The sequence below is a fragment of the Constrictibacter sp. MBR-5 genome (assembly GCF_040549485.1).
Lineage (GTDB): Bacteria > Pseudomonadota > Alphaproteobacteria > JAJUGE01 > JAJUGE01 > Constrictibacter.
Genome location: NZ_JBEPTK010000012.1, coordinates 143155 through 163758 on the forward strand (window position 1 = coordinate 143155; position 20604 = coordinate 163758).

The following is a 20604-nucleotide window of genomic DNA, read 5'->3' on the forward strand; positions in this document are numbered from 1 at the left end:
GACGGGAGCGGTCGCCCGCTCCCGTTCCTCCCGGCGCGGACGATGCCGCGGTCAGGCGCCGGACGCCTGAAGCGCCTTCACGTCCTCGGCGGTCAGGCCCTTGCCGCCGATGCCCCAGGCGCCGCTGGGCACCTCCATCACCCGGACCCAGGTGACGCCGCGCATCGCCTCGCCCTCGATCCCGACCATGACGTCGGTCACCTTCTCGATCATGCTCTTCTTCTGGTCGGCCGTGAAAACGCCTTCGATCAGCTGAATGTCGACGAGCGGCATGACGTGCTCCTTCTCGGTCGTCGTCGCGGGTCCGCCCCGCGGCCTGTGAGCGATCCTGCCACCACGCCCGGCGCCGGGCTTGACGGCGCGCTGAGAAATTCCTGAGGATCGCCTGAAAAATCGAGCGCCGCGCGATACGCCCGAACGGCTATGATCGGCCCGGGCACCCGGAGACGTCTGCGTGGCGTCCTGCGGGCGGCCCCCGAGGGGCGAATGGTGCGGACCTCGATGATCTTCGCGTTCGGCGACAGGGAACTCGACACGGAGCTCTACGAGCTCCGGCAGGACGGCCGACCCTACAAGGTCGAGCCGCAGGTTTTCGACCTGCTGCACTTCCTGCTGCGCCACAACGACCGGATGGTCAGCCGCGACGAGATCGTCGAGGCGATCTGGGGCGGCCGCGCCGTAACCGAGGCGACGATCTCCACCTGCCTCAAGTCGGCGCGCCAGGCGATCGGCGACGACGGCCGCACGCAGAGCCTGATCCGGACGGTGCACGGCCGCGGCTTCCGCTTCGTCGGCGACGTCCGCAGGCGCGACCCTGCGGGAAGGCCCGAAGCCGGTTCCCTGGCTGTCCCGGCGCCCGGCTCGGCACCCGTCCCGCCCGTCGTCGCCCCGACCGGTTCCCCGGCGGCGCAGACCAAGCCGGTGCTCGCCGTCCTGCCGTTCGACAACCTCAGCGCCGAGGTCGACGCCTATTTCGCCGACGGCCTGACCGAGGACATCATCACCAACCTGTCGCGTTTTCGCGACCTGCTGGTCATCGCCCGCACCTCCACCTTCCGCTTCAAGGGACGCCGGATCGATCTGCGGGAGCTCAGCGCCGAACTGGGCGCCGGCTATGTCGTCCAGGGCAGTGTCCGACGGGCCGGCGGCCGCGTGCGCGTCACCGCCCGGCTGATCGACGCCGGTACCGGCCTGCACCTGTGGGCCGACCACTACGACCGCGAGATGGCAGACCTCTTCGCCGTCCAGGACGACGTCACGCGCACCATCGCGGCGACCCTGGGCGTCAGGATCCAGGATGCCGGGCTGCAGCGCGCCCTGAGAAAGAGCCTCGCCGAACTCGATGCCTACGACTGCGTCCTGCGCGCGCGCCGCTACACCGCCTCGCTGACGCGCGAGGCGCATGCCGAGGCGCGCGACCTGCTGGAGAAGGCGGTCGCACTCGACCCGGCCAGCGCCGACGCGCACGCCCTCCTCGCCAACGTCTATCTCGCCGAGCATCGCTTCGGGACGAACCCGCGCCCGGACCCGGTGGCGCGGGCGCTGACGATGGCCGAGGCGGCGACGCGGCTGGATCCGCAGAACGCCTACGCCCGGTGCTGGTTGGCGATCGTGCATTTCTTTCGCGGCGAGAACGAGAAGTTCGAGGCGGAGGCGCAGCGTGCCATCGCCCTCAATCCGAACGATCCGGAGACGCTCGCCGACATCGGCCACTATCTCGCCTTCCTCGGCGCGTTCGACCGCGGCGTCGCCCTATCCCGCCGCGCGCAGGCGCTGAACCCGCTGCATCCGGGCTGGTATCATTTCAGCTTCGCGCGCCGGCACTATGGCGAGCGGGCGTATGACGAGGTGCTGGCCGACGTCGAGCGGATCGCCATGCCGGAGTTCTACTGGACGCATCTCCTGCAAGCGGCGGCACTGGGCCAGCTCGGCCGTCCGGACGCCGCGGCGGCGCTTCGGCGTCTCTACGCCCTGAAGCCGGACTTCGCCGCCACCGCCGAACTGCGCAAGTGGAACGCCGCACCCGCGGATGCCGAACACATCCTGGACGGCCTGCGGAAGGCCGGGCTGCGCGAGTGATCGCCTTCCCCGGACGCCGCCGACGGGAAGCCACGGACTGCACGCCATGGGCCGTACACTATGACACTATGGCGCCACGAAGGTGTAACGCCGCCCCGCTAGACCATGCGCCACGCCGCTCCCGCAAGGCAGGATCGCCCGCATGCCGTCCGATACGCGAACCCGCGCCGCCGCCCTCCTCGCCGAGATCCGCGCGCTGCGGCGGGAGGTCGCCGCCGAGGCGGACGCGGCCTGCGCTCCCTGGCGCGCCGCGATCCAGCGCGAGGAATTCCTGCCGAGCGCCCACAATCTCGCCTGCTACATCGCCCTGCGGCATCGCGATCTCAGGCCGCTCCAGCGTGCGCTGGCGCCGTTCGGCCTATCGTCGCTCGGCCGGCTCGAGGGGCGCGTCCTCACTAACCTCGACGCCGTCGCCGGCGCGCTGACGGCGCTGGCCGGCCAAGGCGTCGCTGAGCACGGCTTCCTCGACGCCGACGCCTATGCCGAGGGGGAGACGCGGCTCGCCGCCGCCACGGACGCGCTGTTCGGCCCGCCGCCGCCGGGCCGGCGCGGCAGGCTGATGGTGACGATGCCCGCCAACGCGGCGAGCGATCCCGACTTCCTGCCCGGCTGCGTGCGCAACGGCATGGACGTCGCCCGGATCAACTGCGCGCACGACGATGCGGCGGCCTGGGCCGAGGCGATCGGCGCGATCCGCGCCGCCGCGGCCGCCGACGGCCGTCACGTCGGGATCCTGATGGACGTCGCCGGCCCCAAGGCGCGGATCGAGGAGGTGCAGACCCGCCCCGACGGCGACCGGGTGTTCGAGGGCGACGCGCTCCTCCTGGTCCGCAATGCCTTCCGTCCCGTCACCGAATGGCCGGTGCAGATCCGCATCGGCATCCCGGAGGCCGTGGCCGCCGTCGCGGACGGCGCCGAGGTCTGGTTCGACGACGGCAAGCTCGGCTGCACGGTGGAGCAGCGCGACGGCGACGATGCGGTGCTGCGCGTCCGCCACGTGCGGCCGAAGGGCTTCCGCGTGCGGCCGGAGAAGGGCGTCAACTTTCCCGGCACCGACATCGCCGTCTCCGCCCTGACCGACAAGGACCGCGAGGACCTCGCCTTCGCCGCCCGCCACGCCGACATGATCGGCTATTCCTTCGTCCAATCGGCCGCCGACGTGCGCCTGCTCCAGACGGAACTCGCCCGGCACCGGCCCGACGACTGGCAGCGCCTCGGCCTGGTCGCGAAGATCGAGACGCGCCAGGGCGTGCGGCGGCTGCCGGAGATCATCGTCGCCGCCGCGGGACGACAGCCCTTCGGCGTGATGATCGCCCGCGGCGACCTCGCCGTCGAACTCGGCTTCGAGCGCATGGCGGAGATGCAGGAGGAGATGCTCTGGCTCTGCGAGGCGGCGCAGATCCCGGTGATCTGGGCGACCCAGGTGCTGGAGGGATATGTGAAGAAGGGCGTGCCCTCGCGCGGCGAGATGACCGACGCCGCCATGGCGGCGCGCGCCGAATGCATCATGCTGAACAAGGGCCCGTTCGCCGCCCGCGCCCTCCATCTCCTGGACGGCCTGATGCTCCGGATGGGCGAGCACCAGTTCAAGAAGACCACCCGCCTGCGCGCGCTGCGGTCCTGGTGAACCGCGCTAGCCGAGCGCGGGATCCAGGGTGAACAGTTCCTGCGCCCGCCCGACGCCGCGCAGGGCGAAGCGGCCGACGTTGACCAGCGTCTCGCATTCCGGCACCGGGGTGGCCGCCCGAAAATCCTGCGACACCAGGAGCGCGCGGTCGACCGAGCGGCACATCGAGGCGATGCGGGCGACCTCGTTCACCGCCGGCCCGACGACCGTGAAGTCCAGCCGGTATTGGCTGCCGATGTTGCCGTAGAGCACCTCGCCCAGGTGCAGGCCCAGATAGACGCCGGTCACCGGCTCTCCCGCCGCCGCGCGGCGCGCGTTCAGGTCGGCCACCTTGGCGCGCATCGCCGCCTCCGCCCGCAGCGCGCGCCGGCAGCCGTCCGCCGCGTCGTCGCCGTGGAAGACGGCCAGGACGGCGTCGCCGATCAGCTTCAGTACGTCGCCGCTCGCCTCGTGGATGGCGGTCACGACGGCGTCCGCATAGTCGTTCAGGAGCGGGATGATCGCTTCCGGCGGGGCGGTGTCGCTGATGGTCGTGTAGCCGCGCAGGTCGGAGAACCAGAGCACCGCGCCGATACGCTCCGGTACGCCGCGCTCGATCCGCCCGCTCAGCACGCGCCGCGCCGCGTCGTTGCCCAGATAGACCTCGGCCAGGTTCGCCGCGACCCGCCCGAGCGCCGTCGCCTTCACCGCCAGCGCCAGCGGCGGCACCAGCCGGCGCAGCGCCGCCAGATCGCCGTCGGCGAAGCCGCCGGGCCGTTCCGTCGTCCAGTGCGAATAGACGCAGTCCATCTCGCCGATGGCACCGGCCGCCGGCCGGTCCGCGCCCTGCGCGAAGCGGTGGACGCACGCAAAGTAATCCGTCTGGCCCTCGGCGGCGAAATCCTCGAGCAGGAACAGATCCGGCACGACGTCGCCGTCGAGGCGGACGCGCAGGTCCTCCCCGCCCTCCTCGAGCAGCTTGAAAAACGCCGTGCGGCGCCAGTTGGCCGCCGCTTCGCCCCGATCCGTCCGGCCGTACTGGGTCGGCTCGCGCTCCTGGCCGTCGCTGCGCCAGAAGAAGGCGTCGCCCTCGTGCACCGGGTGCAGCGTATCGATCAGCACCACCGCGCGGTCCACCGGCACGCCCAGCGCCCGGCACCGGTCGCAGAAGCCCTGCAGGAGCATCGTCTCGGGAACGCCGGCCAGCCCCTGGCGGATCAGCCAGGCCGTGATGTCCTGCAGGTCACATTCTTCCATGACCGTCATTCTGCCCCGCGACACCGACGAAGCGAATACCGCTGAGCGAATCTCGCGACCGCACCGTTCGATGCCGTTTCGCGGTATGATCGCCCCATGTCCGCGCCGCGCCGCATCCTGATCCTCCAGGGCCACCCCGACCCCGCCGGCGGCCGGCTGTGCCATGCCCTGGCCGACGCCTATGCCGAGGGCGCCGCCGGCGCCGGCCATACGGTGCGGCGGGTCGGCGTGGCGGAACTGGACTTCCCGCTGCTGCGGTCGAAGGCCGATTTCGAAACCGGGGCGGTGCCGGAAGCGCTGGTCGAGGCCCAGGCCGCGATCGCCTGGGCGCAGCATGTCGTGATCGTCTTCCCGCTGTGGCTCGGCGAACCGCCGGCCCTGCTCAAGGGGTTCCTGGAGCAGGTGCTGCGCCCCGGCTTCGCCTTCGACTACGGCAAGGGCAGCTTTCCGAAGAAGCGGCTCGCCGGCCGCAGCGCGCACGCCATCGTGACGATGGGCATGCCCGCCCTGCTCTACCGGTGGGTCTATGGGTCGCATGCCCTCTGGGCACTCCAACGCAGCATACTGGGCTTCACCGGCATCCGTCCGATGCGGCGCACCCTGTTCGGCAGCGTCGAGGCGGCGGCCCCCGCGCGCCGGCAGCACTGGCTGGCGCAGATGCGGGAGGCGGGACGGCGTGCGGCATGATAGGGTATTGCCTGTGTGGTGCCGCGTCGCGACCATGCGGTGCGGCGTCGCACCGGCCCTGCTCTCTTGACACCTCGGGGGGGCCTCCGTAAGGTGCGCGCGCTTTCGGCGCGGGGCCTAGAGTTTTCAAGGGTTTCGGCAGGCGGCACCGATGTCTGAAGACCAAGGTCCGCCTTCATCGGATCGCTTCGCGGAACGGCTCAAGGCGGCGCAGGCGCGTCGGGAGGGTCCGCATTCGCATGTGGGCCCCGATCGTGCGCCGCGCGGGCGGGCTCTCGGGCTCGCCTTCCGGATCGGCGTGGAACTCGTGGCCGCGCTGATCGTCGGCATCGGGATCGGTTGGCTGCTCGACAGCTGGCTGGGAACGACGCCGTGGCTGTTCATACTGTTCTTCATGCTCGGCGCGGGCGCCGGCGTGATGAATGTCTGGCGGACCGTCGACAAAATCGGGCGCTCGTCCGGCGACGGATGAATTCGGGCCGGTCTCCGGCCTAACGATGCAAGAGGGTGGCGCAGGCGTGGCCGGACCGCTGGAACAGTTTCAGATCAAGCCGATCGTGCCCATCGAGGTCGCCGGTCTCGATCTGTCGTTCACGAATTCCGCGCTGTGGATGGCGATCGCCGTCGCCGGCGCGACGGCATTCATCGTCGGCGGCATGCAGCGCCGCGCCGCGGTCCCCGGCCGCTGGCAGGCCGCCACCGAGATGACCTACGAGTTCATCGCGCACATGGTGCGCGACAATGTGGGCAAGGAAGGCCGGAAGTATTTTCCGTTCGTCTTCAGCCTGTTCATGTTCGTGCTGTTCGGCAATCTGCTTGGCATGATCCCGTACAGCTTCACCTTCACCAGCCACATCATCGTGACGTTCGGCCTGGCGATGACGGTGTTCATCGCCGTGACGGTCATCGGTCTGGCGCGGCACGGGCTGCACTTCTTCAGCCTGTTCATGCCCAAGGGCGTGCCCATGGCGCTAGCGCCGATCATCATACCGATCGAACTGATCTCCTACCTGTCGCGCCCGATCAGCCTCTCCGTCCGTCTGTTCGCCAACATGATGGCCGGACACACGATGCTGAAGGTGTTCGCGATGTTCACCGTGATGCTGGGCTTCCTCGGCATCGCGCCCCTGATCGTCAACGTGGCACTCACCGGCTTCGAATTCCTGGTGGCCGTGCTTCAGGCGTACGTCTTCACCATCCTCACCTGCCTCTACCTGCACGACGCGGTCCATCTGCACTGAGCCGGGCCGCCCCGAGGCGGGCGGGCTTCATCTCTCCAGAACGCTGATACTGAAGGAAGTCATCCATGGAACTCGAAATCGTCCAGGCCGCGAAGATGATCGGTGCCGGCATCGCCGTGCTCGCGCTGTGGGGCGTCGGCATCGGCGTCGGCAACATCTTCTCCAACCTGATCACCGCGATCGCCCGCAACCCGGCCGCCCGCGACCAGGTCTTCGGCATCGGCATTCTGGGCTTCGCGCTGACGGAAGCCATCGCGCTGTTCGCGCTGCTGATCGCGTTCCTCATCCTGTTCACCTGATCGGCGCCCGCGGAGGCTCCGCGGCGATGGGGATACTTCCCGTGATCAAGCAACTTGCGCGGCGCGTGCCGTCGGCGCTCCTGGCCGGAGGCATAGCCTTCGGCCTCGGCGCCGCCCACGCCGCCGAACCGGCCGGCGGTGGCGGGCTGCCGCAGCTGAACCCCGAGACCTTCCCGACCCAGCTCTTCTGGGGCGCGGTCGCCTTCGTCACGCTCTACATCCTGATGTCGAAGGTCGCGCTGCCGCGCGTCGCCGCCGTCATCGAGGAGCGGGGCGAGCGGATCGGCGAGGATCTCGACAAGGCCGCCCAGCTGAATGCCGAGGCCGAGGCGGCCCACGCTCAGTATGAGAAGGCGCTCGCCGACGCCCGGACCGACGCCGTCATGCTCCTGCGGGAGATGGAAGCCGGCTTGGCCCAGGCGAATGCCGAGGCCCAGGCCGCCGTCGCCGCCGAGATCGCCGCACAGGGCGAGGCTGCCGAGTCGCGTATCGCCGCGGCGAAGCAGGCCGCTCTCCAGGATCTCCGCACCGTCGCCATCGAGGTCGCAGAGTCCGTGACGGCGCGACTGACGGGCGACGCGGCGGACCACGGCCGCATCGAGACGGCGGTCGACTCGGCCATGCAGGAGCGTCGCTGATGGCAGAGCACGACATCCCCTTCTACGAGAGCGTCGAGTTCTGGGTCCTCGTCGCCTTCGTCATCTTCGTCCTGGCGGTCGCCCGCAAGGTCGGGGCCGTCGTCGGCGGCATCCTCGACAACCGCGCGACGACGATCCGCAACCAGATCGAGGAGGCGCGGGCGCTGCGCGAGGAGGCGCAGACGCGCCTCGCCGAGATCCGCAAGCAGCAGCGCGACGCCGCGCGCGAGGCCGAGGAGATCGTGGCGCACGCCCGCCGCGAGGCCGAGCGGCATCGCACCGCCGCCGCCGAGGCGGTCGAGGGCATGCTGGCACGGCGCCGCGAGCAGGCGCTCGAGAAGATTGCCCAGGCCGAAGCGGACGCCGTCCGCGAGGTTCGCCGCCAGGCGGGCGACATCGCCATCGCCGCCGCCCGCAAGGTCATCGCCGAGGACCTCTCCGGACCGAACGGCGATGCGCTGATCGACCGCTCCGTGGCGGACCTGCCCAAGCGCTTCCACTAAGGGTCCGCTTCCGCCGACGGTCCGGCAGCCGAACGAAAACCCCCGCAGCAGCCGCTGCGGGGGTTTTTGCTGTCCGGTCCGGAGCAGAGACGACGGGACGGCTTGGGCCGCCCCGCCGACGTCTCGACCGACCTGCGGCTCAGCCGACCTTCTTCGCGATCGGGTCGAACGGCGTGGTGAACCGGCCGTTCGGCTTGACGTAGGGATAGGGACCGCGCGGCAGGAACTGGCCCCAGCCCTCCTCGGTCTTCGCCTCGAACTCCTCGCAGACCAGCCGGCCGCGGCTGAAGGTCATCACCGGCCAGCCCTTCACCTTGAAGCCCTCATACGGCGTGTAGTCCGTCGCCGAGTGGAGCAGGTCGTGGGTGATCGTCACCTCGCGCTCGGGATCCCAGATCGCGAAGTCGGCGTCGGAGCCGACGGCGATCGTGCCCTTCTTCGGGAAGAGGCCGAACAGCTTGGCCGAGTTGGCCGAGGTCAGCGCAACGAAGGTCTGCAGGTCGATCCGCCCCTTCGACACGCCCTCGGAGAAGACCACCGGCAGGCGCGTCTCCACGCCCGGCAGGCCGTTCGGGATCTTGGTGAAGGGCACGTCGGTGCCGCCGGCGGACTTGCTCGCCGGGCCCTTGAAATTATAGGGCGCGTGGTCCGACGTGATCACGTCCAGCACGCCGGTCTTCAGGTAGCCCCAGAGGGCCTCCTGCTCGGCCACCGTCCGGGGCGCCGGACTGCACACATATTTGGCGCCCTCGAAGTCCGGCCGGTCCATGTCGTCGGCGGTCAGCACCAGATATTGCGGGCAGGTCTCGCCCCACACCTTCAGGCCGCGCTGCTGGGCACGGTGAATCTCCTCGGCTGCCTCGCCGCAGGTCACGTGGAACACCTGGATCGGCTGGTCGAGCATTTCGGCGAGCGCGATGATGCGGTGCGTCGCCTCGCGCTCCACCACCGGCGGCTTCGCCCAGGCGTGGTACTTGGCATCCTTGAGGCCGGCCTCGAGCAGCCGCGCCGTCATCCACTTGATCGCCTCGTGGTTCTCGGCGTGGACGCAGACGAAGGCCTCGTGCTCGCGCGCCGTCGCCAGGACCTTCAGCACCGCCGCGTCGTCGACGAAGTTGCTGTCGTAGGTCATGAACATCTTGATCGAGCGATGGCCCTGCTCGATCAGGCCGGGCAGTTCGGCCATCACCGCGTCGTTGGCGTCGTTGACGATGATGTGCAGGCCGTAGTCGATGACGGCCTTCTTCGCCAGCTCGTGATAGGCCGCCGCCTCCTTGGCGACGGTGCCGCCCTTGCGCGTCGGCGAGAAGGCGATGACCGTCGTGGTGCCGCCGCAGGCCGCCGAGGTCGTGCCGCTGAACCAGGTGTCGGCGTTCTGCGACTCGGTGGACGAACTGCGCTGCTCGATGTGGCAGTGGCTGTCGACGCCGCCCGGCATGACGATGCGCCCCGTGGCGTCCACCTCGCGCTCGCCCTTGCCCAGGTCGCGCGCCAGGGCGACGACCCGTCCGCCGCTGACGCCGATGTCGCACTTCACCACGGCGTCGGCCGTCGCGACCGTGCCGTTACGGATCACCAGATCGTACATGCTCATAGCGCTTTCCGCCTTCGTATGGCCCGGGCCCGCGGGGTGGCGGGCGCTTCGCCGGGAGATTTCAGCCGGGACCGTTGGAGAATAGCGCCGCCGGCAGCCCGAGGTCATCCCGGGCCACGAACAGTTCGACGCCGACCGCCGCGCAGTCCGGATAGACGTCCGGCTTTTCCGTCGAGACGCGCGCGGCGAGCACCTGCGGCTTTGCAAGGCATATGCCGGCTATCGCCTCCAGCAGTGTCTCCTGCAGCTCGAAATGGCGCGAGGCGGCCAGTTCCGCGATCTCGGCGCGCAGGAAGTCGTAGTCCAGGACCGTATCGATGGCGTCGGCGTCGCCGGCCGGCCGCGGCCGCACGTAGAGGTCGATGTCGACGAACAGGCGCTGCGGCCCGCGCCGCTCGAAGGCGTGGATGCCGATCGAGCAGCTCAGCGCGTAGCGGTGCAGGAAGATGCGTCTCAGGCCCGCCAGCAGCAGGAGCTGCCGCAGGGCGTCGGACGCCAGGCCGGCCCCCGACTCACGAGACATTGGAATCACGCGGCATTCGAATCACACGCCTTCCGTCGGCCCGCTCCCGGGCGTTCCGCCGGGCGCCGCGTGGCCCGCCGCCGGATCCGGCGGCCAGCCATCGAACTGCACGTCCTTCGCCCGCCGCTGCAGGCTCTCGCCGGCGTCGACGATCAGCGTCTGCCCGGTCAGGCTCGGCGTCGCCAGGATCAGGCGCAGCGCCGCCACGATCTCCGGCACCGACGGGCCATAGCCGAGCGGCGTGCGCGTGTGGGCCCGCTCGAAGCCCTCCTGGGTCATCTTGCCGCTCGGCAGCAGCAGGCCGGGCGCGATGCCGCAGACCCGGATGCGCGGCGCCAGCGCCATGGCCAGCATCTCGGTCAGCGCCTGCAGCCCCGCCTTGGCCACGGTGTAGGAGAGGAAGTCGGGGTTCAGGTTCCAGAGCTTCTGGTCGAGCAGGTTGACGATGCATCCCCTCGCATCATCCCCCGCCCCGTCGGCGAGCAGGCGGGCGAAGTCGCGCGACAGCAGTGCCGGTGCCCGCAGGTTCACCGCCATGTTGCGGTCCCAGGACCCGGCGGTCATCGCGGCGGGATCGTCGTACTCGAACAGGGACGCGTTGTTGACCAGACAGCCGAGGCCGCCGGCGGCCGCGGCGGCCGCGTCGATCAGGCCTTCCGTCGCCGCGGTGTCGCCGAGGTCGGCCTGAAGCGCGGCCGCCGACGCGCCCCGCGCGCGCAACGACCGGACGAGCGATTCGGCCTCGTCGCCGGATCCATTGTAGTGGACGCAGACGAACCATCCGTCGGCCGCGAGCGCCTCGGCGATCGCCCGGCCGACTCGCCGGCCGGCGCCGGTGACCAGTGCCGCCCGTGCCGTCACCGGGCGGCGGCCCCCTGCCCGCGCGTCGTGCCCACACTCATCCAGCCTCCGAATCGGCGCCGGGTCCAAAGTCGTCGCAACTGCAAATCTATCCTCCCGGTGCGGCGAAACTGCGGCGCCGACAGTCCTAACCGGCCGTTTACCAATCGCATTAAATCCGCCTTTACAAGAAGGTGTCGAATATGTCTCCTACGATCGCATCATGGGCCGGACGGCCTCGGCAGGAGTGTACGCTATGAACCAGGCGGTGGATCTCGGCACCGTTCTCGGCAATACCGCCTCCAATCTCAGCTGGACCGGCTTCACCCTGATGTGCGCCATCATCCTGGTGGGCATCCTGTGGTGCATCCTGCCGTTCGCGGTCTTCGGTGTGAAGCGGCGACTGGACGCCATCGAGAACGCGCAGCGCCAGCAGACGGAACTGCTCATCGGCGAACTGCGCCGCACCAACGAACTTCTCGCCCGCCGCACCGCCGGCACCCAGCCGGTGCAGCAGCCCGAGCCCGCCTGGGACAACACGGCGCCGGCCACGCTCTTCCCGGACGACCTCGACCAGCGTGCGCCGGTGGCGGCGAACTTCCGTGCCCCGCGCCAGCCCGCGCCCCACGGCAGCCCCCCCGGCCATCCGGCGCCCGGCCTCGCCGGCATGGGCCAGTCGCGCGGCCACGGCGAATACGTGCCTTATCCGGACGATCCGCGCCCCGTCGAGCGCGACCGCCTGGAGCGCGACCGCTGGGCACGCGGCGCACGGCGCTTCGCCCGCGGCGGCAACGCCTGATCCGCGGCATCGTTTCGGCCCTCGGAATCGGGGCCGGCGGCATCAGCCGCCGGCCCCTTTTCGTTGCGGGCGAGCCGGGCGGCAGCCGCTACTTCGTCTCGGCGCCCTCGACCTCCAGCATCAGCTGGATCTCGTCGCCGACCGCCGGCAGGAAGTAGGTCATGCCGAAATCCGACCGCTTGATCGTCCCGCGCACAGAGAAGCCGGCGGTCAGGACCTTGTTGTAGGGCGGCAAGGGATGCGGCTCCATCTTGTTGAAGGTGACGTCCAGGGTCACCGGCTTGGTCACGCCCAGCAGGGTCAGGTCGCCGGTCACCTTGCCGGTCCGTTCCCCGGTCACCTCGACCTTCGTGCTCTCGAAGGTCATCTGCGGGAACTCCTGAGCGTTGAAGAAGTCGGGACCGCGCAGATGGTCGTCGCGCCGCTTGTGATCCGTGTCGACCGACGCGGTGTCGATCGCCATGCTGATCTTCGCCTTCTCCGGGGTCGCCGGATCGAAGCTGAAGGTCCCCGAGACGTCGTTGAACCGGCCGATCATGTTCGAATAGCCGAGATGGTTGACCACGAACACCGCCATGGTGTGGTCGGGATCGAGCTTGAAGTCGGCTGCGGCGGCCGGTGCAGCGGCACCGATCGAGAGGAAGGCGGCGGCGATCGCTAGGCTCTGACGCATGTCGCGGTCTCCTCGGATATGTGATCGTTCGGTCTGCTACGCCGGCCGGCGCACCTTGGACGACTGGACGGCGGAATACCTCGCGGCGGACTACTTCAGGAACGTGACGTAGCCGACGGCCGCCGCCGCGGGGATGCCGGCCGCGAGACCGGCGACGACCGGTGCCAGCAGCCCCGGGCCGCGCCCGGCGCGCAGCCGGCCGACGATCAGCAGCATCGGGATGGACGCCGCGAGCAGCGCCAGCGCCGTCCGGTCGAGCCGCGTGAAGAAGGCAGCCTGCCCCGCCAGCAACGCCAACGCCCCGGCCCCGCCGATTATTCCCGCGGCACCTAACGGCACCAGCGGCCGGAACCAGGTGGCGACGGCGAAGCCGCCGGCGGCGGCCGCCAGCGCGATCGCCGCCTGGGCGATGGAGGCGGACGCGCCGGTGAGCGCGATCCCGCCCAGGCCGAGTGCCGCGGCCGTCAGCGCGGCACCGGCCACGGCGGGCCGCGCCCGCTCGCGCGCCAGAGCCAGGAACGCCGCTGTGCCGCCCGCCAGCACGGCACCGCCGAGGGTCAAGGCGGCGGTCGAGCCTGTCGAGAGCGGCCGCAGGGCGAGCCAGCCGAGCGCCGCCGCCAGGGCGGCACCGCCCGCCAGCGCCAGCGCCCAGGGACGGCCCAGACGGCCGTCGGCGAGCAGCCCCGCCAGGGCCAGCCCCGCGACGCCGTACGAAATCTTCTGGGCGGCGGAGACAGGCGGAAACGGCGGCCAACCCAGCAGCAGGATGTAGGTCGCCAGAAAGGCGAGCGGCACGCCGAGTGCCGCATGCCGGGACGCCGTCGCACCCGCCATCCTCCCAGCGAGCGCGACGATCAGCGCCGCGACGAAGGGCAGCCCGACGCCGCGGACGATGGGATCCTGCAGAAGGGCGTTCATGCGCCGTCCGCTGCCCCGTCCGCCCCCCCGGCGGTCGCGCCGCCGGGGCAGTCCGTCCGCCTCATCCCTTCGGCGGTTCGGTCGACGTCATCGACGGCCGCTTGGCGAAGGTCTCGAACCACGCCGCCAGCTTCGGCCGCGTGCTGCGCCAGCCATCGGCGTCGTAGCGGAAGTCCATGTAGCCGAGGGCACAGGCGACGGCGATCGTGCCGATGTCGAGCGTGTCGCCCAGCTTATCCGCTTCGGCTTCGAAGGCGTCGAGCGCGCGCGCCATCTTGGCCTTCTGGCCGTCCCGCCATTCCGGCCACAGCTTGTCGGCCGGCCGCATCGCCGTCTCGTAGCGGGCGAGCAGGGCCGCGTCGAGCAGGCCGTCGCCCTGCGCCTGGCGGCGCAGCGCGGTCCAGCGCGCCGCACCCGACGCCGGGAACAGCGTGGGGCCGCTGCCGATGCTGTCCAGGTACTCGCAGATCACCCGCGAATCGAACAGCGCCATGCCGTCGTCGGTGACGAGGCAGGGTACCTTGCCGAGCGGATTGTCCTGGTTGACCTCGTCGTTGACGCTGATCGGCGTGACCGGTCCCTCGATCTTCTCGAACCGGTCGGCCAGCCCCTTCTCCGTCGCGACGACCATCACCTTGCGCACATAGGGCGAGGTCTTGGAATAATGCAGCTTCATCGTGGCAGGCTCCTGGTTCAGCGCGGTCCCATGCGGATGGCGCCGTCGAGGCGGATGGTCTCGCCGTTGAGATAGTCGTTGCGCACGATCTCCAGCGCCAGCGAGCCGAATTCGTAGTCGTGGCCCGTCCGCTTGGGGAACGGCACCTGCTTGCCCAGCATGTCGAGCGTGTCCTGCGGCAGGCCCATCAGCAGCGGCGTGTAGAAGATGCCCGGTGCTATGGTGCAGACGCGGATGCCCCAGGAGGCGAGGTCGCGCGCCGCCGGCAGGGTCAGGCCGATCACGCCGCCCTTGGCCGAGGCATAGGGCGACTGGCCGATCTGGCCCTCGTAGCCGGCCACCGACGCGGTATTGACCACCACGCCGCGCTGGCCCTCGTCGTTCACCGGCTCCAGCGTCGACATGTCGGCCGCCGCCAGCCGCAGCGTGTTGAACGTGCCGATCAGGCAAATCTCGACGACCCGCCGGAAATGCTCGAGCACCATCGGCTTGTGCTCCTTGTCGACGATGCGACGGGAGCCGCCCAGGCCGGCGCAGTTGATGCAGATGCGCGCGATGCCGTGCGCATCGCGGGCCTTGGCGAAGGCGGCAACCGCGCTCTCCTCGCTGGTCACCTCGCACTCCACCGCGAGCGCGCCGATCTCCTTCGCCGTCTTCTCGGCGAGTTCCACATTCCGGTCGAACAGCGCCACCTTGGCGCCCGCCTCGATCAGCTTTATCGCCGTCGCCCGGCCGAGGCCGGAAGCCCCGCCGGTGACCACCGCCGCCATACCCTTCGGATCCATGTCCGGTCAACCTCGCTTGCTTAGCCCATGCGCCGCCGGTAACGTGCCGCAGCTTCGTCCTTCATCCAAGAACGAGAACGGCCCGACACCCATGAAATTCACCGGCACGGACAAGTACGTCGCGACCGACGACCTCATGCTCGCCGTCAACGCGGCCATCACGCTGGAACGTCCCCTTCTCGTCAAGGGGGAGCCCGGCACCGGCAAGACCATGCTGGCCGAGGAAGTGGCGCGTGCGCTCGGGCTCGAGATCATCAGCTGGCACATCAAGTCGACGACCAAGGCCCAGCACGGCCTCTACGAGTACGACGCGGTCTCGCGCCTGCGCGACAGCCAGCTCGGCGACGAGAAGGTGCGCGACATCCGCAACTACATCGAGAAGGGCAAGCTGTGGGAGGCCTTCACGGCCGACGGCAAGCTGGTCCTGCTGATCGACGAGATCGACAAGGCCGATATCGAGTTCCCGAACGACCTGCTGCTCGAACTCGACCGCATGGAGTTCTTCGTCTACGAGACCGGTGAGCGCGTGAAGGCGAAGGTGCGCCCGATCGTCATCATCACCTCGAACAATGAGAAGGAGCTGCCGGACGCCTTCCTGCGCCGCTGCTTCTTCCACTTCATCAAGTTCCCGGACAAGGAGACGATGCAGGACATCGTCGACGTCCACTTCCCGGGCCTGAAGAAGGAGCTGATCAAGGAGGCCATGGAGGTCTTCTTCCAGATCCGCGAGGTGCCGGGAATCAAGAAGAAGCCGTCGACCTCGGAACTCCTCGACTGGCTGAAGCTTCTGATGGCCGAGGACATCCCGCCGGAGGCGCTGAAGGGCGACGGCAAGGCCTCGATCCCGCCGCTCTACGGCGCCCTGCTGAAGAACGAGCAGGACGTCCACCTGTTCGAGCGGCTGGTGTTCATGGCGCGGCGCGAAGGCCGCACCTGACGCCGGTCCGGGCCGGGCCCGTTCCGGCCCGGCCGACCCGCCTACCGTAGGGGCGGGGCTCGCCCCGCCCGCTTTCTGAGAGCGCGCACATGCTGATCGACTTCTTCTTCCAGGTGAAGGCGGCCAAGATCCCGGCGACGATCCGGGAATATCTCATGCTGCTAGAGGCGCTGCAGAAGCGGCTGGTCGTCTTCGGCCTGGACGACTTCTACTATCTCTCACGCGCCTGCCTGGTGAAGGACGAAAAGCATTTCGACCGCTTCGACCGCGTCTTCGGCGCCTACTTCAAGGGCGTGCAGGAGATGTCCGACAAGCTCTTCGGGCAGGAGATCCCCGAGGAGTGGCTGCGCCAGCAGGCCGAGCGCTTCTTCTCCGACGAGGAGCGCAAGCAGATCGAGGCCATGGGCGGCTGGGAAAAGGTCATGGAGGAGCTGAAGAAGCGCCTCGAGGAGCAGAAGGAGCGGCACCAGGGCGGCAACAAGTGGATCGGCACCAACGGCACCTCGCCGTTCGGCACCGGCGGCTACAATCCCGAGGGTGTGGCGATCGGCCAGCGCCGCCGCCGCCAGGGCCGCGCGCTGAAGGTCTGGGACAAGCGCGAATACAAGAACTACGACGACAACCTGCAGATCGGCATCCGCAACATCCAGATCGGCCTGCGCCGGCTGCGCGAGTTCGCGCGCCAGGGCGAGGCCGACGAACTGGACCTGGACGGCACCATCCGGCAGACCGCCCACAATGGCGGAATGCTCGACATCGTCATGCGGCCGGAGCGCCGCAACCGCATCAAGGTCCTGATGTTCTTCGACGTCGGCGGGTCGATGGACGACCACATCCGCGTCTGCGAGGAGCTGTTCTCCGCCGCCCGGCTGGAGTTCAAACACCTGGAGTTCTTCTACTTCCACAACTGCATCTACGAAGGCCTGTGGAAGGACAACAGCCGGCGCCATAACGAGAAGACGTCGACCTTCGACGTCATCAACACCTACGGCCCCGACTACAAGGCGATCTTCGTCGGCGACGCCTTCATGAGCCCCTACGAGGTCACCTACAAGGGCGGCTCGGTCGAGCACTGGAACGAGGAGCCGGCGACCGTCTGGCTGAACCGGATGCTCGACCACTGGCCGAGCGCGATCTGGCTGAACCCGCGCCCGGAACAGCGCTGGGAGCACACGCCCTCGACCAAGATCATCAAGGACATCATGGCCAACCGGATGTACCCGCTGTCGGTCGACGGCCTCGACCGCGGCCTGCGCCGGCTGCAGGGCTGACCGGCCGAGCCCGGCCCGCCCGCGCCTACTGGCAGATGCGGTAGCCGCCCGACCGCGCGCGCATGTCCAGGTGCAGATGGTCGGCGTGCGTCGCATCCGTGCCGGGGCCCAGCACCGTCGTAAAATAATCGCAGGCCCTGCGCCGCACCGCGGCCAGGAAGAGCGCCTCGGGCGAGCCGCGCCGGTGCGGCTTCATCGCCACCTCGCCGCGGCCGGCGAAGACGAAGCCGTGCACGTCGACCGCGTTGGCATAGGCGTGCTCGCTCAGCTGCGCCCCCGCGATGCGGTTGCGCGTGCGGCACTGGTAGGACGTGCCGACGAGGACGGCCTCGGGGACCGCCCCCAGGAAGCGCCTGGCCTCCGGCACCACCACCTCCAAGGTCCAGCGGTCCAGCGCGTCCGCCATGGCGCAGGTCGTCGTCGCCGGGCGCCGGATCGCCACGCCCCGCACCCCCGTCAGGCGCAGGGGCAGCGCGCTGCCGCAATCGCCGTCGGCGATCGCCGGCAGCGCCGCCGTCCTCGCCCCGCGCGCCGCCAGTCCCGCCCGGCAGGACAGTTCGTCGCGCCCCGTCCCCGCGCCCGTTCCGGCCGTAGCCTGGCCGCCTCCACAGAGTGACGCCACGAGCATCGCCGCCGGCAGGAGCAGTGGAATCCGCCGCGGTCGCGGGCTCCTGTCGATGCCGCGCGCGGTCATGTCCGGACTCTGCACCACGACGACAACGCCACTTGTCGATAATCCCCCAACCCTGTGGATAAACCTGTCGACAAACCGGAGACAGAAGCCGGAGTCCATTAGCTTCCCTAGAGTCCCGCCGCTATGCCTAAAAAATAGGCAACCTAGCTAACCTACTGATTTTCCGATGTAACATTCCCGTCAACCGGGATAAGTTCCTCTCGACAGGGATTCGCGGGAGTCCGGCCGGATTCGGGGTGCCGATTGTGCAAAACTCGCACGGCCGGCCATACCGAAGCGGTTCGTCAAGGCGAATCAGGACGATGCCGGATGATTCTCACACCCGCCGCGGTCGCGTCGGAATAGACGTCGAGCTTCTCCACGGCCACCCGCGCCGAGCGTACGCGGCGGTCGTCGAAACAGCCGTCGGCGATCCGCTGGGCCAGCGTCTCGACCAGGTTGACGTGACCGCCGGTGGCGATCCGGCGGATGTGGTCGACGATCTCGTCGTAGCAGACGACGTCCTCCAGACGGTCGTGCAGCGGCGTTTCGTCGACGACCAGCTTCAGGTTGACGCGCACGCGCTGCGGCGCGTCGCGCTCGTGCCGGCGCACCCCGACGCGGCAGGGCAGGACGAGGTCGCGGATCATTACCTCGCGGGTCGCCACCTCCCGCGCCGCCGCGCCGGCTCCCGGACCCGAAGGCCGCAGGTCGGGCTGCGCCGGAATCGACGCCTGGAGCGGCTGGTCGAGGGCGACGAGCTGCCCGGTGAAGGACCGGCAGGAGAGAGCGAAGGCGACGGTGCGTGCCGCATCCTCGGCCGAGCGGCCGATGCGCACCGCGTTCAGCCGCCAGTGCGGTGCCGCCTGGCGTGCCAGCCGCCGTACCGCGGCCGCGGCGCCCGGTCCGTCGACCGCGGCCGGCAGCAGGAAGACGACGCTTCCCGGCCCGCCGGCCCCGACAGGTGCGGTGCCGAGCAGCCCGGCGGCATCGCCGAGCGCCTGAAGCGCGCGGTCCGCATCCGCGGCGGCCAGCGGCGTGGCGTCGACGATCGCGGGAAAGGCGGCCTGGTCTGCGCCGGCCGTCCGGTCCCCGGGCGCGATGGCCGTCAGCGCCCGCCGGACGGCGGCGGCCGACGGATGATGCCCGCCCCGGAACTCGATCTGCCGGTCGATGTCGTCGACGATCCGATCGGGGGCGGAGGCTGTCGCTGTATCCATCGCCCAAAGATGGCGGGCGGCGGCGGGGACGGCAAGCCGCGGGGGATGCCGCTGTTACCGGTCCGGCGGCTGGGTCAGCGCCCGACCAGCGTCCAGCCGCCCGCGGATGCGGGCGCGGGAGCCGCCGCGGCGTTCCTACCGAGACTGATCTGGGTCGGCGCCGGGCGCGGCGGCAGCTCCGCCGCGGGGACGACCACGGAGGCCACCGGTACGTCGACGACGGCCGGCTGCGGCATCGGGCGGATCGGCATCGCCGGCACCGCCGCCTTCAGCGCCTCTTCGTCGGACATCCGGCGCGGCCGGATCGGCGAAGCGGACGTGGGCGCCATGCCCAGTGCCGAAGCGATCGAGGTGCTCGCGGCACCGGGCCTCGCCGGGCGGACGGCCGCAGTCGTCGCGGCCATCGCCTCGGCGGTCCTGACCTCGGACATCTGCGAGCGGCGTTCGGCCGACACCGTCGCCAGCGACATGGCCGGCGGCACCGGCTTGGCGACCTCGACGGAGACCAGCTTCGTCAGGTCGCCCTTCCGGCCGCGAAGTTCGTTGTAATAGGACAGGTTGCTGCGCACCGCCTCGGGGGGCAGGTCGCGCTGCGCGATCACGCCGGCACGGCCCGACTGGCCGGCGAGGCCGTAGGCCAGCGCCAGGTTCTGGCGATTGCGGGCCGACGCCTCCGGGCTTTCGGCGATCTGCTCCAGCACGGTGATGGCATCCTGGCTGTTGCCGGCGAGGGCCAGCGACAGGCCGAGATTGTTGCGCAGCCCCGTGTCGTGCGGGGCGATGTCGATGCCGGTGCGATAGGCGGTCTGCGCCGCGCCGTGCTGGCCCAGCATGTCGAGGGCGACGCCGCGGCCGTTCCACAGCTTGGCGTCGCGGCTGTCGATGTGCAGTGCCGTGTCGAAGATGTCGAGCGCCGCCGACGGCTGGCCCGCGCCGATCAGCGCCAGCCCGAGGCCGTGCAGCGCCGGCAGGTTGTTGGCGTCGAGCGCCAGCGCACCGCGATAGGCTTCCGCCGCCTCGACGTTCATGCCCTGGCTGCGCAGCGCCCCGGCCAGCGCGATCAGCGGCTCGGTCTGCGCGGGATCCATCTGGTGCGCGCGCTGGTAGAGCCCCGCCGCCGTGGCGGCGTCGCCGGCCGCCTCGGTGCTGCGCGCGATGCGCATCAGGTTGTCGGACCGGGCGCTCGCCGCCGCGACGGGCCCCACGGAAGACGGCGCCGCCGCTTCCTTGCCCGCACCGAGCGTGCTGCATCCGCCCGCCACCACAGGCAGCGCCAGTGCGAGGGCGAGCATGCGTGACCGACGGCTGTATCCCGGCTTGTGCGACATGGGGCTGCTGTTCCTCCGCGCGTCTTCAACCGCAAGGATAGAGCCCGGAGGGTTAAC

The 20604-nt window shown here is 70.1% G+C and carries 23 protein-coding genes; 11 read left to right on the top strand and 12 right to left on the bottom strand.

The window, feature by feature from the left end; translation table 11 throughout:
- Window positions 1–51 precede the first annotated feature (51 nt).
- On the bottom strand, window positions 52–273 hold the full coding sequence (locus ABIE65_RS21160; protein WP_354080483.1) for a tautomerase family protein: 222 nt from the start codon (window positions 271–273) through the stop codon (window positions 52–54).
- A 213-nt stretch (window positions 274–486) separates the two neighbouring features.
- Between ABIE65_RS21160 and ABIE65_RS21165 the strand changes: the two genes are divergently transcribed.
- Complete coding sequence (locus ABIE65_RS21165) at window positions 487–2079, top strand: winged helix-turn-helix domain-containing tetratricopeptide repeat protein (RefSeq protein ID WP_354080484.1); 1593 nt, start codon at window positions 487–489, stop codon at window positions 2077–2079.
- Between the two features lie 142 nt (window positions 2080–2221).
- The gene (locus ABIE65_RS21170) at window positions 2222–3706 is read left to right on the top strand and encodes a pyruvate kinase (protein WP_354080485.1); all 1485 of its coding nucleotides are present in this window, start codon (window positions 2222–2224) and stop codon (window positions 3704–3706) included.
- Between the two features lie 6 nt (window positions 3707–3712).
- On the opposite strand, the gene ABIE65_RS21175 is transcribed toward ABIE65_RS21170, so the two are convergent.
- Window positions 3713–4942: an adenylate/guanylate cyclase domain-containing protein gene (locus ABIE65_RS21175; RefSeq protein ID WP_354080487.1), complete on the bottom strand. Its 1230-nt coding sequence runs from the start codon at window positions 4940–4942 to the stop codon at window positions 3713–3715.
- 96 nt (window positions 4943–5038) lie between these two features.
- Here ABIE65_RS21175 and ABIE65_RS21180 point away from each other — a divergent pair, with 96 nt between their 5' ends.
- The 6 genes from ABIE65_RS21180 (at window position 5039) to ABIE65_RS21205 (ending at window position 8310) form a co-directional block, all read left to right on the top strand.
- A complete protein-coding gene (locus ABIE65_RS21180; protein ID WP_354080488.1) occupies window positions 5039–5629 on the top strand; it encodes an NAD(P)H-dependent oxidoreductase in 591 nt (196 codons plus the stop codon).
- Window positions 5630–5780: 151 nt separating this feature from the next.
- A complete protein-coding gene (locus tag ABIE65_RS21185; RefSeq protein WP_354080489.1) occupies window positions 5781–6101 on the top strand; it encodes an AtpZ/AtpI family protein in 321 nt (106 codons plus the stop codon).
- A 46-nt stretch (window positions 6102–6147) separates the two neighbouring features.
- A complete protein-coding gene (locus tag ABIE65_RS21190) occupies window positions 6148–6870 on the top strand; it encodes a F0F1 ATP synthase subunit A (protein ID WP_354080490.1) in 723 nt (240 codons plus the stop codon).
- A gap of 65 nt (window positions 6871–6935) precedes the next feature.
- The gene (locus tag ABIE65_RS21195) at window positions 6936–7169 is read left to right on the top strand and encodes an ATP synthase subunit C family protein (RefSeq protein WP_354080491.1); all 234 of its coding nucleotides are present in this window, start codon (window positions 6936–6938) and stop codon (window positions 7167–7169) included.
- Window positions 7170–7210: 41 nt separating this feature from the next.
- Window positions 7211–7807 (top strand): F0F1 ATP synthase subunit B family protein, encoded by a 597-nt coding sequence (locus tag ABIE65_RS21200; protein WP_354080492.1) that lies wholly within the window; start codon window positions 7211–7213, stop codon window positions 7805–7807.
- A complete protein-coding gene (locus ABIE65_RS21205) occupies window positions 7807–8310 on the top strand; it encodes a F0F1 ATP synthase subunit B family protein (RefSeq protein ID WP_354080493.1) in 504 nt (167 codons plus the stop codon). The genes ABIE65_RS21200 and ABIE65_RS21205 overlap by 1 nt, the downstream gene beginning before the upstream one ends.
- 139 nt (window positions 8311–8449) lie before the next feature.
- Here the strand turns inward: ABIE65_RS21205 and hydA are convergent, their stop codons facing one another.
- The 3 genes from hydA to ABIE65_RS21220 all read right to left on the bottom strand — a co-directional run bounded on the left by hydA (window position 8450) and on the right by ABIE65_RS21220 (window position 11288).
- Window positions 8450–9904, bottom strand: a complete 1455-nt coding sequence (hydA, locus tag ABIE65_RS21210; protein ID WP_354080494.1) for a dihydropyrimidinase — start codon at window positions 9902–9904, stop codon at window positions 8450–8452.
- 61 nt (window positions 9905–9965) lie between these two features.
- A complete protein-coding gene (locus ABIE65_RS21215) occupies window positions 9966–10427 on the bottom strand; it encodes a dihydroneopterin aldolase (protein WP_354080495.1) in 462 nt (153 codons plus the stop codon).
- Window positions 10428–10448: 21 nt separating this feature from the next.
- Window positions 10449–11288, bottom strand: a complete 840-nt coding sequence (locus ABIE65_RS21220; protein WP_354080497.1) for an SDR family oxidoreductase — start codon at window positions 11286–11288, stop codon at window positions 10449–10451.
- Between the two features lie 235 nt (window positions 11289–11523).
- Between ABIE65_RS21220 and ABIE65_RS21225 the strand changes: the two genes are divergently transcribed.
- Window positions 11524–12066, top strand: coding sequence for a hypothetical protein (locus tag ABIE65_RS21225; protein ID WP_354080498.1), 543 nt, complete (start codon window positions 11524–11526; stop codon window positions 12064–12066).
- 88 nt (window positions 12067–12154) lie between these two features.
- Here ABIE65_RS21225 and ABIE65_RS21230 read toward each other — a convergent pair whose 3' ends face one another.
- The 4 genes from ABIE65_RS21230 to ABIE65_RS21245 all read right to left on the bottom strand — a co-directional run bounded on the left by ABIE65_RS21230 (window position 12155) and on the right by ABIE65_RS21245 (window position 15118).
- Entirely contained in the window at window positions 12155–12739 is a 585-nt protein-coding gene (locus ABIE65_RS21230; protein ID WP_354080499.1) for a YceI family protein, read from the bottom strand.
- Window positions 12740–12829: 90 nt separating this feature from the next.
- Entirely contained in the window at window positions 12830–13657 is an 828-nt protein-coding gene (locus tag ABIE65_RS21235) for a hypothetical protein (RefSeq protein WP_354080500.1), read from the bottom strand.
- Window positions 13658–13718: 61 nt separating this feature from the next.
- Window positions 13719–14333, bottom strand: a complete 615-nt coding sequence (locus ABIE65_RS21240; protein WP_354080501.1) for a glutathione S-transferase N-terminal domain-containing protein — start codon at window positions 14331–14333, stop codon at window positions 13719–13721.
- Window positions 14334–14350: 17 nt separating this feature from the next.
- Window positions 14351–15118, bottom strand: a complete 768-nt coding sequence (locus ABIE65_RS21245; protein WP_354080502.1) for an SDR family NAD(P)-dependent oxidoreductase — start codon at window positions 15116–15118, stop codon at window positions 14351–14353.
- A 91-nt stretch (window positions 15119–15209) separates the two neighbouring features.
- Between ABIE65_RS21245 and ABIE65_RS21250 the strand changes: the two genes are divergently transcribed.
- On the top strand, window positions 15210–16055 hold the full coding sequence (locus ABIE65_RS21250) for an AAA family ATPase (RefSeq protein WP_354080504.1): 846 nt from the start codon (window positions 15210–15212) through the stop codon (window positions 16053–16055).
- Between the two features lie 89 nt (window positions 16056–16144).
- Window positions 16145–17326 carry a vWA domain-containing protein gene (locus ABIE65_RS21255; protein ID WP_354080505.1) on the top strand — a complete coding sequence of 394 codons (1182 nt, stop codon included), beginning with the start codon at window positions 16145–16147 and terminating at the stop codon, window positions 17324–17326.
- 25 nt (window positions 17327–17351) lie between these two features.
- Here ABIE65_RS21255 and ABIE65_RS21260 read toward each other — a convergent pair whose 3' ends face one another.
- The 3 genes from ABIE65_RS21260 to ABIE65_RS21270 form a co-directional block, all read right to left on the bottom strand.
- Window positions 17352–18020, bottom strand: a complete 669-nt coding sequence (locus ABIE65_RS21260) for an extensin-like domain-containing protein (protein ID WP_354080506.1) — start codon at window positions 18018–18020, stop codon at window positions 17352–17354.
- A gap of 284 nt (window positions 18021–18304) precedes the next feature.
- Window positions 18305–19219, bottom strand: a complete 915-nt coding sequence (locus ABIE65_RS21265) for a dihydroneopterin aldolase (protein ID WP_354080507.1) — start codon at window positions 19217–19219, stop codon at window positions 18305–18307.
- Window positions 19220–19293: 74 nt separating this feature from the next.
- Window positions 19294–20547, bottom strand: a complete 1254-nt coding sequence (locus ABIE65_RS21270; RefSeq protein WP_354080508.1) for a tetratricopeptide repeat protein — start codon at window positions 20545–20547, stop codon at window positions 19294–19296.
- Between the last annotated feature and the right edge of the window lie 57 nt (window positions 20548–20604).